This window comes from Pseudomonas retamae, from assembly GCF_043496865.1.
GTDB classification, from domain to species: Bacteria; Pseudomonadota; Gammaproteobacteria; order Pseudomonadales; family Pseudomonadaceae; genus Aquipseudomonas; species Aquipseudomonas retamae.
Map to the genome: position 1 here is coordinate 338,968 of NZ_JBIEIL010000007.1, position 12,246 is coordinate 351,213.

The following is a 12,246-nucleotide window of genomic DNA, read 5'->3' on the forward strand; positions in this document are numbered from 1 at the left end:
CGCGGCTAGTCCGTCGCCAACAGCTTCTTTACCTGCGCCACAATCTCGGCAATGTCAAAAGGCTTGGCAACTACCACATCAAACAGATCCGAGCGCTCCATGCCGATATGCGCCTGCGCGCCACTCATCAGAATGATCGGCAAATGTTTGACCGAGGGTTGCGCCCGCACGGCTTCGGCGAATTCGAGGCCGTCCATGACCGGCATCATGAAATCAGTGATGACCAGCGCTGGTCGTTCTCTCTCCAGCACGTCGAGCGCTTTCTTGCCATTGCTGGCGGTCACCGTCATGAAGCCTTCATCCTCAAGCGCAAAGCCAAGGATGTCAGCAATCAGATACTCGTCGTCGACTACCAGGATGGTGGTCATGTTATTTCAACCCGCTCGAAGACTTACGATATTGAACCAGGCAATGACTCAGCTGAGGCTGAAGGTTCATTTCTCAAAGCCTTTTCCAGGAACACATCTTGATCACGGATAAGCACCTCGAACCGCGATGGGTTATAGGCGCTATCGCGTACCTTAAGAATGGAAAGCGTCCTGCGAAGTTCAGCGTGATGCTCAAAGAAACGCATGAGGATCAGGTTGTCGACAATACTGGACAGGTCAGAGTTCGGTGAGCTCACCTCGGAACCGAACAAATCGCGCATCTCCCACGAGGCGAACACCGTGACGCCTCTGGATCGCAGCTCGTTCATCAGCGCACTGTAGAAGTCGGTGATGCGTTCCGGGGTGGTGGAAACCCTGGTCATGCCGCTCAGGCTATCGATGAACAAGCGCTTGATGCCTTTTTCATCGACGATGCTCAGCAGTCGCGCGCCGAGGCCATCGAGCAAACCCTCGGTGGTCGGTTGCCAGGCAATGCTCAGCGCACCGCTGTGTTCCATGTCTTCAATATTGACGCCGAGCGATTGGCCTTTCAGGCGCAGGCGCTGCGGGCTTTCATAGAAGCCGAAATGCAGGCCCGGCGCTTCGGGCGTCGACTGAGCCAGAAATTTCAGCCCCAGGGTGGTTTTTCCGATCCCTGAAGGCCCCATGACCAGCGACACGCTGGAGCTGTACAGTCCGCCGCCGAGGATCTCATCCAGTGACGCAATGCCGCTGGGAATGCGCGTCATGTCGGCGCTGTCCGGGGCGGAAGGGCGTTTGTACAGACTTTCAAGGCGGGGATAGACGACCAGGCCGTCATCGGTGATTTCACACTCGTGCATACCGGTCAACGCGCCGCTGCCGCGGGTCTTGCGCAAGTGAATGCGGCGCACCGAGCGGGTGCCGAACAGTTCTTCGCCCATTTCGATGACGCCGTCGACCATCGTGTGTTCGGGGCTGCCGTCGTCTAGGCGCGAGCTGGTGAGAAACAGCACGGTGCAACCGGCGAACGCCGCGTGGCCTTGCAGTTCGGAAATGAATTTTTTCGTGTCGATAGGTGAGTCCGCTTTGGAGCGCGCATTGAGCAAACCGTCGACGACCATGACCGTGGCTTTCTGCCGGCTGATTTCGCGTCTGAGCAGTTTCACCACCTCGTCGAGGCCTTCGTTTTCCAGGGTATCGAATGCGCTGACGAATTGTATTTCAGCACCCACTCGAGAAGAGTCGAAAAAACTCATCGTCGACAGAAACTGGAACAGCCGGTCATGCGACTCGGCCAGCAACGTGGCGACCAGAACGCGACCGCCGTTGCGGGCATGATGGAACCCCAGCTGATTGGCGAGGATGGTTTTGCCCGAGCCCGGACGCCCTTGAATGATGTATGAAGCACCCGCGACCAGGCCTCCCTGAAGCAGCGCGTCGAGCCCTTCGATTCCGCTCTGAAGGCGTTTTAGCTTTTCCACAATGCGACCCTGATCTGAAAAAACAGGCTTCTTAAGCCGGATGGATGAAATGCTAACGTCATTTCCATCCGGAGACCATTGCGGTTGAGGGAAAAGTAGCGCTGGAAGTTCCGCTGCGCATCAAGCAGAAACAGACCCGACGCGCGGCGCCGGATCTGTTATTTGTCGAAGCAACAACCTTTTGAGCAAGCCCTGCTTTCGGGCGACCGTATCGTTTAGTGCGATGAACCGGTGGCGCTGGCCTGGGCCGCTTCAATGATCAGCGCGGTGACTTTCTGCGGGTTGGACGTCATCACCACATGGGACGCACCCTGGACGGTAACGGTCTTTTTCGAACCCGCGCGATCGGCCATGAACTTCAGCGCCGCCTCAGGAATGTTCTTGTCCGCCGAACCGTAGATGAACCACGACGGCAGTTTTTTCCACGCCGGTTCGCCAGACCCTTCCTTCAACGCAGCCTCGCTGATCGGCCGTTGTGTAGCGGCCATCAATGCCGACTCGGCGGCGGGTACATCGGCGGCAAATTGCTGACCGAATTTGTCCTGCTGAATGTAGAGATCCTTATTGCCGTCCTTCAGCAGCACCGGGGCGGCGAGGGTAGGGCCCAGCGTGCCTCCCGGATAGCGACCGGACAGTTCGATGGCGGTTTCGCCCTTGTCCGGGGCAAAGGCTGCGACATAAACAAGCGCTTTGACGTTCGGATTGTCATGAACTGCGTTGGTGATCACCGAGCCACCGTACGAGTGTCCAACGAGGATTACCGGACCGGCCGTATGCTCGACGATATCGGCGACATAATCAGAGTCCTGCTTGACGCCACGCAATGGGTTAGCTGCGGCAATGACTGGATATCCCTGCTTCAGCAACTGAGCGGCAACCCCATTCCAGCTGGACGATTCGGCGAATGCACCATGAACCAGAACGACGGTCGGCTTGGCGGCGCCGGGTTCAACGGCCGCGGTGCTATGCAAAGAGGTCAGTGCCAATGCTGCGGTGATGGTGACAGCCAAAAGCGATTTGATATTGCGCATGATCATTCCTTTTTTCATTGGTTGGAGGCAGCTGGAGAACAACAGTGTTTTCTGGCAATCGGAATGACTGCCGCTGAAAAATGTATTGTCAGGGCCCGCCATTCGGGGGTCCGGTGGCGAGTCGATGGAGAGAATTCTTGCAAGGGCATGTATACCGGCTATGTTCGACAACCGGCAGTTATGCGTTGATTTGAGTCTGTAAAGGTGCTGGATACAGTGGCTTACAAATGCGAGCCACTGTCTCCGGCCGATAGCGGCCGCAATTGACGTGCAGCCCGCGCGGGCTAGGGATGGACGCCGATGTCGAGGGTGACGCAGAGACCGCCACCGTCGCGGTTGCGCAACGTCAGTGAACCACCAATTGCGATGGCCAACTGCTGAGCGATGGCTAGGCCCAGACCGGTGCCACCTGTGCTGCGGCTGCGTGAGTTTTCCACTCGATAGAACGGCTTGACCACTTCTGCCAGAACCTCTTCGGGAATGCCTTGGCCGCGGTCCAGCACACTGATCGAAACGCCGGTGCCTGCGTTTTTACTGACTTGCACTTCGGCGGTGCCAGCGTACTTCAGCGCATTGTCCACCAGATTCACCAGAATACGGCGCAGGGCATGCGGTCTGGTTTCGATGACCGCGCCGTTCTTGCCGCTCAGGCTGACCTCTCGACTGGTGTCCTGGTAGTCGCAGACCAGACTATCCAGAAATGCGTCCAGACTGATGCGGCAACTGGCCTCGGTCGCGCCATGCACGCTGCGAGCATAGGCGACACCCTCGCGCACCAGATGCTCGATTTCGTTGAGGTCATTGCCCAGTTTGTCTTTCTCCGCCGAATCCTCCATGAACTCGGCGCGCAGCTTCATGCGGGTGATGGGCGTCTGCAGGTCATGGGAAATGGCCGCCAGCAATTGCATGCGCTCTTTGAGGTAAGCGGCGATCCGCGCCTGCATGCTGTTGAAGGCGCGGGCGGCATAAGCCACTTCGCGCGGGCCGCTTTCATCCAGATGCATCGGATGCGCGTTCGGATCAAGGTTCTCCACCGCCTCGGCCAGACGGCTGAGCGGGCGTATCGCGATGCGCACGGCAAGCCAGGTGCAGCCAATCATCAATACCAATTGAGCCAACAGGGCGAACGGCAACCAGGGCGACAAAGGCCTGACAGAAGGGCGCACGTCGATGGTGACCGGGCTACCGTCGGACAGTCGCAGCTGCGCCTGAAAGTGCGGATGTGGGCCCGGAATTTCGACAAAGCTCAGCGCATAGTCGCGGCCCAGGGCGACTTGCAGTGATTGCGCCGCAGTCCCGGCCAGATCATTCGAGGTCAGTGGACTTCCGGCATCATGCCCGCGCAGCAAATAGTCGTAGTTGCGCCGCTGCAGGCGCTGGGTCCAGGCCGGACGCTCAGCCGCAGGCAAGCGGTCGAGGATGGCGATGGAGGTCGCGGTGTCGTGTTCGAAATTGCCCAGCATGGCCGTCTTGGTGCTTTCGTAGCGTTCGTAATACTGGGCTGCGAACATCAGCGACTGGGCGAGTATCAGGCCGACAAGGAACACCAGCCACAGCCGCGACGCCAGCGTTTGAGGCCATTGCAAGGCGAGTTTCATGCTTGCTCCTCAAGCACTTCGACCGCATAGGTAAAGACGTACCCTTCATTGCGTACGGTCTTCAAGTAGAGGGGTTCGCGTGCGTCATCGAGCAAACGCTGACGCACGCGACTGACCAGCAAATCGATCGACCGGTCGAAGATGTCCGCGTCACGGCCCTGGGTCAGGTTGAGCAATTGGTCACGACTCAGTACCCGCTGCGGATGATCGAGAAATACCCGCAGCAGCCTGTATTCGGCGCCGCTCAACGAGACGAGCGTGTCGTCTTCATCGAGCAGATGGCGCGCGGTGGTGTCGAGGCGCCAGCGCCCGAATTTGAGCTTTCGTCCACTTTCACTGACCACAAAGTTAGGCGGCAGCATGCGCGTACGGCGCAGAACGGCATTGATACGGGCGAGCAGTTCGCGGGCAGCGAAAGGTTTGGCCAGGTAATCGTCGGCGCCCATTTCCAGACCAATGATGCGATCGGTCTCGTCGCTGCGCGCGGTCAACATCAGCACGGGCGTTGCCTTGTGCTTGCCGACGCGAAGTTCACGGCACAGCAGCAACCCATCATCGCCCGGCATCATGATGTCGAGTACGATCAGATCCACCTTGTTGGTTTCCAGAAACGCCCGCATCTGACGGCCATCCGCAACCACGGTGGTGCGCAGACCGTTCTTGTTGAGGTAATTGCCAACCAGTTCCCTGATCTCGCGATCATCATCCACGATCAACACATGATCGACATGTTCCATTCCCTGCTCTCCAAAATGAGCGCAACGATTGCGCAGGCTGGCGATACCCGATTGCCCGTTGGAAGGGCCCCGTACGCGAACGGCACAAGTGCGGCGAGGCGCCAACGGCAAACAAGGGAAGTCGCGGATTTACAGCGCGGGTATTACGCCGTTAAACGCTGATGGCAGTCCAGTTTTTTAGGGGGCGGGGGCGGTTTCTTGTTTGAGCACGATCGGGTGCTGCCGCATGTTGAATGCGAGTTGGCGGATTGGTGGGTGCGGAATTTTCCATGACCACTTTCACGCCGCTGCTGAGGTGGACTTCCTGAACCGCGTCAGTGAAGGGATGACGGATTCGTAATTTTGTAGTCTCGTCGCGCGATGGTATGTTTGGCCTTTGACGAACCTTTATAAGGATATTGCCCGTGTTACGTCAGTTTGTGCTTGCTCTTCCTGCCTTGATGCTCTTGGTCGGCTGTGATGCTGAATCGGGTCCACTGCCGCCTAGCAAAAACTTGTCGCCTGAAAGGGTGGCCTCGATCGCAGAGACCGTTAAGGCAAGATACCCTGATCTTTCTGCCGAGCTTCGTGACAAGGTTCTCAATACCGTAGTTCAGTCGATTGACAACATGGTCTTTGTCGAAGGTGGCCAGTTTGATATGGGCGACTTTGGCTGGATTTGTGAATACGATGAAAAAGATGTTTGTACTTGGCCTTGTGGGCAGGAGCCGGAGCAGCTTTGTAATATCAGTCGAAATACTGATGATGATTTCGTTCATCCTGTAAAGCTTTCTTCATACTATCTCTCAAAATTCCAGGTGACATTGGGTGAGTTTGACGTCTTCTTCGCAGCCAAAGGAATGCCTCTTTTCGACTCGGAGAAACGCAAGCGTGAAGACTTAAAGTTCCGCTATCAAGCGAATTTGCCAGCTCCGACTCAAAGTTGGCAGCAGGCGAAAGACTTTTGTCTTTGGCTTGGTAGCATGAGCGGATACCCCTTTGATTTACCTTCAGAGGCGCAGTGGGAATACGCGGCGCGTAACAGAGGGCAACACATACTGTTTCCCACAGATAGCGGCAATATCGATTATGGTAGAAATTTCCCGCTTGATGATGAAAGCAGCAATTTCCCGATTGACAGGTTCGCTCCAAATCCATTGGGGATCTATGGGGTTGCGGGTAATTCAACTGATTGGGTGAATGACTGGTACAGCCAAGACTATTACCAAAATTCTCCGTTGGAGAACCCGCAGGGACCAAGTGCCGGGTTCAAAAGGATTCGGCGTGGTTCAACAGTCTTGGAAGCGCCGCTATCTTCCGCGCCGCTAGTTCGCCGCTGGGCAGTTGAACCGACCGGTGATCGATTCTCTGGCGGGACGAGCTTTCGCTGCGCTATTCAGTCCGACCAAAAATTTTAAAGGGTAGGATGGTTGGTTTAAAGCATTGCTTAGCTCTTATTTTTACTTGATTTAAAGGCGCCAGCGGCGCCTCTAAATTAAGCAAGACCAGTGAAGTAGTCACTGCGTTTTGCTGCGAGCAGGATATTTTCCTTACGCCAAGACGGCCCGGGGCTCCAAGCGAGGGTTGCGTAGTCTAATGCGGAAGCATTGGTATTCACAGCCAGTGTTTTAATAAATCTATTGAATTGCTGCTGCTCAGTTCCATCGAGAAGCATGTTCAAGCGGTTCAAGCTTTCTATGGATTTGACCTTACTGCCATCCTTGGAACAGTGTTCTAAAACTTCAATGAAGTGCCTCCAGCTGCGCAAGTGGGAAAGTAAAAGTACGATTGCCTTTTCCTGATCCTCTGACCGGCTCTCTACAAAACTTTCAGTCAATAGATATACCATTGGACCAATGGTTTCTGGAGGCAGGCTATTCAAGGGGATTCGCTTTTTATTTACTATGATTGATTGATTGCTTAGCAGATACGTTGCCAGCTTTTGTGCTTCATTTTTTGTCCCTTCTCTGTCAGTCCACCAGTCTCTCATGCTCTCTGCACCCTTCGAAAAGGCTTCTTGCGCCATTTGTCCAGGCTGCGTTGTGATTTTGAAAAGACCTTGTGCGATGTAATTGAACGCATCTTTCGTTACCGCTAACTGGTAATGAAAATCTGCCTTTGATAGTGCATTGCAAAACACATAAATCAGATCGCCAATTTTCTCTAGGTCCACCGAGGTACCAAACCCGCCCCCAGCGCCAGGACCAAATACCAAGCTGGCTTTACAATTGATCGCTAAACGATCCGCGTTGATCTCAATCCCAAAATCAAAACTAGCTCCAATACCCAGCGCCGCGTTTCCTTCGGCCTTGATCTCGACCAGGCTCGACCAGTCCGTACTACCACTATCGTTAGCCTGTCCTGCGACGATCTTGCCGACCCCTTGCTTGGTCGAATCAAGCCATTTCAATGTTCCGGTGACCGTGCCTCCGCCTTGTACGCCGGCGAAGGCGTTGCCTTTCAGCCCCAGGCTGCCGCCGCGTTTCTTGTCGACCGCCATGTCGGGCGGGCTTAGCAACGCTGTTGCACCAGAGGCTTCGACTTCCTTGGGTTTGTATTGAGCTTTGACGCCGGCTTGACCTTGGGCAGTGGCGCCAGCGAAACACGACAGCTCGACTTTGCCGTCGAGACGGAAGATGCCAATGTCACTGACGACTTCCTTGCCTTCGGCGTTGCGGTACGGCATACGCACCACGTAACCGCCTTGGTCGGGGAAGTAGCTCTTCAGTGCAATCGAGCCTTCGGCCAGCGAGATCGCGGCACTGGCTTTGACGCCGACTTCGACGTTGCCCTTGCCCGGTTCCCAACTGTTGATCCCGGCGCTGGCCGTAGCGGCGAAGCGGAAAGCGTGAGCTTCGGCCGATACCGCGTACTTGGCCGAGTCAGCCTCGTTGGAGGTCCAAGAGCATTCCTTATGCAGAGCGTTGAGCAGATTGTCGTCCTTGCTCGTCCATGAGGTGAACTTAGCCTCAAGACTTCCCAGCGGGCTGGTTTTACGGCCATCGCTGACGGCGGTGCGGATGTCCTTGATCAAATCCTTGGCGAGATTTTTATCAAGCGGTTTACCACGCATCACTGTGGTTGGCACTTTGACTCGCCAAGTGAGTTCTTCGCGCGTGCGAACCGGAATGTAGTGGCGTCGGGTCGGGTCGCTGAAGGAGATGTACTCAACAACGGTAATGCCGGTTTTGACCTGCTTGCCTTTCTGCGTCTCGGTGCCTTTGCCTTTGCCGTGCTTGAGATCCGGTGCCGCACCGTTGGCACTCGTAGAGCTGTCGCCGGCTTCGGCTTTGCCTTGCGCGGCGATTCGCGTGCGCAGCGATTGGATCTCGGCGTTCAGTTCTGCGACTTTTTTCGCGCGAAGGCTTTCCCAGTTGGTTTCCAGGTAGTTGCCTTCAAAAGCCGGCTGCGGCGTGTAACGCTGGTACCAGTCGCGGGCCTTTTGTACGGTCGCCAATTGGCCCTGCAAGTCTTCCTTTCGCTCGATGACAGCTTTCGGTTTTTCTACAACCGGAGGCGAGCGCTGCAGCAGGCCGGCTTCTTCAGCCTTGGCGTTCCAGGCATCCTTGACGCAGCGGGTGCAGGTGCAACTGGCTTGCGGATCCCTGATTTTGGAACATAGCTTGGCTTCGGTCGCCTTGGCGAGATTCTGGTGCAGCTCGTCCATGAGTTTTTTGACGAGGTCGGATTGCTTCTGTAGCTCCTTCGATTCTTTTTCCGTCAGCACGTAAAAGTGCTCGTCGCCTGTGATGTGGATGACATCGACCAATTCATCCTTGCATTCAACTGCGCCTTTGACGGCTGTGGTGCTCTTGTTCTCGGCGTGTTTCGGCGGTGGCAAATCCTTGGCTGCCGGCAGTTGTAACGTCCATCCAGCCTTGATGTGATTGGGGTCGGTGATAATCGGATTCAGCGCTCGCAGATCTGCCACGGAGCATTTATTGGCGGCGGCAATGCTGCCAAGAGTGTCGCCGCTCTTAACGGTGTAGGTGGTGCTCATTGCTCATCGTCCTTGTGATTCACAGGCTTTCCAGTTGAGTCAGCTTGTCGCCCAGCGCTACGTCATCACGCGCGAGCAGGTCGGCGGCCGGCGCGTGTTCCCAGAAACGGTCGCCACGCTGGATAGACACGCGAAGCCAGCGCTCCTGATCGGCCATTTGCTCGTAGCCCTTGTCTTTTGCAGCTATTAGCTGGCGGTGAACGAACTCGACGCTGTCATCCGTGGGCAGAACCTCGCGGTAATCTTGCGCGAAGCGTGTCGCGATGACTCTGAGCCGGCCCTGTTCGATCAATGCCTGACGTTCTTCGCCCAGGTAAAGCCATGCCGGTGGCTGGTTAGAGGTTGGCGGGCTATGAGGAGGTTTTGCGTAGACGCGCCAGCCAATCTCGTTACGCCATGCGAGCGCGCTGAACGGGCCCATAAACTGCACCTTTTCTGATTCGTCCAGCGAAAGCAGCAACGGTTCGAGCCAGCGAGGATCGAAGAAACGCATCATCTGTTGCGGTTCTTCATCGGTGCGCACGGTTAGCAGGCTCCGCCAGTGTTCCACGCCCTGATCCAGCAACGCAGGGTCGCTTAACCAGGCGACGCAACCCGCATCAGAGTGCTCCAGCAAAGCGCTGGCGTAGGGTGCAACCGTTTGCTTTTGCGGATACAGAACGACGTATGGACCTGCTGATTGCAAGTCTGCGTAGGGCGTGTTGGTGAATAGCGGAAGGCAGCTGGGTCGGAACTGTTCGTCACTCTGGAACAAGTGACTGAGCAGATCCGCATCAAAGCTTCGATCAAGGATCAGGCACATTGCGCCTGTCGTCGCGGATTGTTTGAAAGGCGATTCAATAGATTTAATCATGCCGACGCACCGGGTTGGTGGATCGGGCAATGACCGCTCGCATCCAGATGACATGACGGAGTGGGCAGCAAGACGCCCGCCTTGGACTGAGCCTTGAACGAACCGAGAGAAGGTTTCACTACCTGGCCTGCCTTGTCGGCATCCGCCTGTTTCAGCACGCCGGGCATCAACGGCGCGGCGCCCGTACCAACGCCGGGACTGCCGCCGGAGTTCATATTGATCACCGGGCCGCTCATCGTTACGCCGCCGGCGTCGATCTTGATGAAGCTGCCGCCGCCGACCAGGGTCAGCTCCGCACCGGCTTCCATCACCACTTTCATGCCGCTGCTGAGGTGGATTTCCTGACCCGCATCGATGAACTGGCCGGTGCCGATCTTGATGTGCTGGTTCACGCCCACGGTGAGGTGGTCGTTGGCGCGGGTTTCGACTTTGCGGTCGGCGTAAACGGTGTGGTGTTCTTCGGCTTTGAATTCGCTGTAGCTGTTTTGCTCGACGGTGTCGTGGCGTTCGTTGCCGACGCGAATTTTCTGGTCGTGCTCGATGTTCTCGTCCCAGTCGCGCTGGGCGTGCAGGTAGATCTGTTCCTGACCTTTTTTGTCTTCGATGCGCAGTTCGTTGTAGCCGCCACCGCCCATGGAGCTGAGGGTTTTGAAGGTGCTGCGGGTCTTGTTCGCCGGCAGGGCGTACGGGACGGTGTTTTCCTTGTGGTACAGGCAGCCGCTGATCAGCGGTTGATCGGGGTCGCCTTCAAGGAAGGTCACCAGCACTTCCATGCCGATGCGCGGGATGGCGATGCCGCCGTACTGGGCGCCGGCCCAGGCGCTGGAGACGCGCAGCCAGCAGCTGGTTTTGTCGTCGGCCTGGCCTTCGCGATCCCAGTGAAACTGGACTTTGACCCGGCCGTATTCGTCGCAGTGGATTTCTTCGCCTTTCGGGCCGGTGACCACGGCGCTCTGGCTACCAAGGATGCGCGGTTTCGGGTGGCGCAGCGGTGGGCGATTGGGTACGTCCCACGGCGTGGCCTGGAAGCGGTTGCGATAGCCCTGATGGAAATCGTCTTTCAGCGCGGTGGTGTCGCTGGTCACCGATTCTTCGAGCACTTGCGGTTGTTTGCCTTCGTGCAGGACTTCGGTGAGCAGCCAGAGGTCGTTCCACTTGGCTTTCGGGTGTTCGGTCAGGGCAAGGAAATGGCCGCTGACCAGCAGTGGCTGATCGCTCTTGCCTTCGGCGAGCTGGAAGTCGCTGCGGTGGCGTTCGAGGGCGCGTTTGGCCAGGTGTTTGCCGCGCTCGCGGTCGATGAAGCGGCCTGTATAGTCGTAGTCTTCGAGGTCGGGCAGGGCGTCGCCACGGTTTTCGCTTTCCAGGGTCAGGCGCGGTTTTTCGAAGTCGTAATCGCGGTGCGTGGTGCGGCTGGTGCGGGTTTCCAGACGCAGGTCGAAACGCTTGATCACCGGGTTGCTGGCGACCATGCCGGAGTCTTGCTGATAGGGTACAGGCGCGAGTTTCGGGAACACCGTCTGGTCATCGCCGAACACCAGTTTGTGCGCGGTGGCGCTGTGCTGGAAGTGGTAGTGAATGCCTTCTTCTTCGCACAGGCGCTGGATGAAATGCAGGTCCGATTCATCGTATTGCACGCAGTAGATGCGCTCGGGATAAATCGAACCGGTCTTGAATTCGTAGGCGTTGCTTTGAATGCCGTGTTCTTCGAGAACCATGCCGATGATTTTCGGCACGCTGAGGTTCTGGAAGATACGCTGGTTGATGCGGTGCGCGAGGTAGGACAGTTGCGGGCGCAAGGTCACCGAATAACGGTTCAGGCGCTTGCCCGAATCGCCTTGCGCGGCGCGGTAGATCTGGCCATGAATGCCGCTGCCGTCGGGCGACAGCTGCAGAAAGGCCGGTTTGTGCAGCAGGGTTTCGAGGTCCAGCGACGGCTGCTCACTGACCAGCTCCACCTCGAAGACAAAAGGCTGGCTGATGGCTTCCCGACCGGTGAGGGTAAACACCTGGAAATCAGCGGAAAGACCTTCGATGGTCAGGGCAAAGTGGGTTTCATTGGCCGGCGCGAACATCCCTTGTTCCTCGTGCTGTACAGCGGCGCTCGTCGACGGCCGCAAAAAAGCGGCTCAACGTACGCGAAATTCTGGAGGGGCGTAAACAACATCGACCAGCAGAGCTGGCCGATGCTTGTAACGATCAGCCGTAATTAAACGACTG

Annotated in this window: 9 protein-coding genes; 1 reads left to right on the forward strand and 8 read right to left on the reverse strand. The window is 56.9% G+C overall.

Annotated elements, in window-relative coordinates; genetic code table 11:
* Positions 1-5: 5 nt before the first annotated feature.
* The 5 genes from ACGSLL_RS16470 to ACGSLL_RS16490 form a co-directional block, all read right to left on the reverse strand.
* Positions 6-368, reverse strand: coding sequence for a response regulator (locus ACGSLL_RS16470; protein WP_093101892.1), 363 nt, complete (start codon positions 366-368; stop codon positions 6-8).
* A gap of 23 nt (positions 369-391) precedes the next feature.
* Positions 392-1,831 carry an ATPase domain-containing protein gene (locus tag ACGSLL_RS16475; protein ID WP_394507122.1) on the reverse strand — a complete coding sequence of 480 codons (1,440 nt, stop codon included), beginning with the start codon at positions 1,829-1,831 and terminating at the stop codon, positions 392-394.
* Positions 1,832-2,046: 215 nt separating this feature from the next.
* Positions 2,047-2,862, reverse strand: a complete 816-nt coding sequence (locus ACGSLL_RS16480) for an alpha/beta fold hydrolase (protein ID WP_394507144.1) — start codon at positions 2,860-2,862, stop codon at positions 2,047-2,049.
* 284 nt (positions 2,863-3,146) lie between these two features.
* A complete protein-coding gene (locus ACGSLL_RS16485) occupies positions 3,147-4,460 on the reverse strand; it encodes an ATP-binding protein (protein WP_394507123.1) in 1,314 nt (437 codons plus the stop codon).
* Complete coding sequence (locus ACGSLL_RS16490) at positions 4,457-5,197, reverse strand: response regulator (protein ID WP_258449096.1); 741 nt, start codon at positions 5,195-5,197, stop codon at positions 4,457-4,459. Before ACGSLL_RS16490 ends, ACGSLL_RS16485 begins: the two co-directional genes overlap by 4 nt.
* Positions 5,198-5,601: 404 nt before the next feature.
* On the opposite strand from ACGSLL_RS16490, the gene ACGSLL_RS16495 reads away from it, so the two are divergent.
* Positions 5,602-6,594 carry a formylglycine-generating enzyme family protein gene (locus ACGSLL_RS16495; protein WP_394507124.1) on the forward strand — a complete coding sequence of 331 codons (993 nt, stop codon included), beginning with the start codon at positions 5,602-5,604 and terminating at the stop codon, positions 6,592-6,594.
* Positions 6,595-6,671: 77 nt separating this feature from the next.
* On the opposite strand, the gene ACGSLL_RS16500 is transcribed toward ACGSLL_RS16495, so the two are convergent.
* The 3 genes from ACGSLL_RS16500 to ACGSLL_RS16510 are packed head-to-tail and all read right to left on the reverse strand — an operon-like array spanning position 6,672 to position 12,101.
* Positions 6,672-9,176, reverse strand: coding sequence for a LysM peptidoglycan-binding domain-containing protein (locus tag ACGSLL_RS16500; RefSeq protein WP_394507125.1), 2,505 nt, complete (start codon positions 9,174-9,176; stop codon positions 6,672-6,674).
* A 19-nt stretch (positions 9,177-9,195) separates the two neighbouring features.
* Entirely contained in the window at positions 9,196-10,029 is an 834-nt protein-coding gene (locus ACGSLL_RS16505) for a DUF4123 domain-containing protein (protein ID WP_394507126.1), read from the reverse strand.
* Positions 10,026-12,101, reverse strand: a complete 2,076-nt coding sequence (locus tag ACGSLL_RS16510; RefSeq protein ID WP_394507127.1) for a type VI secretion system Vgr family protein — start codon at positions 12,099-12,101, stop codon at positions 10,026-10,028. Before ACGSLL_RS16510 ends, ACGSLL_RS16505 begins: the two co-directional genes overlap by 4 nt.
* Positions 12,102-12,246 lie beyond the last annotated feature (145 nt).

Excerpts from the sequence above, each read along its gene's own strand:
- ACGSLL_RS16485 (WP_394507123.1), bottom strand. The coding sequence starts at position 4,460 with ATGAAACTCGCCTTGCAATGGCCTCAAACGCTGGCGTCGCGGCTGTGG.
- ACGSLL_RS16470 (WP_093101892.1), bottom strand. The coding sequence starts at position 368 with ATGACCACCATCCTGGTAGTCGACGACGAGTATCTGATTGCTGACATC.
- ACGSLL_RS16505 (WP_394507126.1), bottom strand. The coding sequence starts at position 10,029 with ATGATTAAATCTATTGAATCGCCTTTCAAACAATCCGCGACGACAGGC.
- ACGSLL_RS16480 (WP_394507144.1), bottom strand. The coding sequence starts at position 2,862 with ATGCGCAATATCAAATCGCTTTTGGCTGTCACCATCACCGCAGCATTG.
- ACGSLL_RS16500 (WP_394507125.1), bottom strand. The coding sequence starts at position 9,176 with ATGAGCACCACCTACACCGTTAAGAGCGGCGACACTCTTGGCAGCATT.
- ACGSLL_RS16490 (WP_258449096.1), bottom strand. The coding sequence starts at position 5,197 with ATGGAACATGTCGATCATGTGTTGATCGTGGATGATGATCGCGAGATC.
- ACGSLL_RS16510 (WP_394507127.1), bottom strand. The coding sequence starts at position 12,101 with ATGTTCGCGCCGGCCAATGAAACCCACTTTGCCCTGACCATCGAAGGT.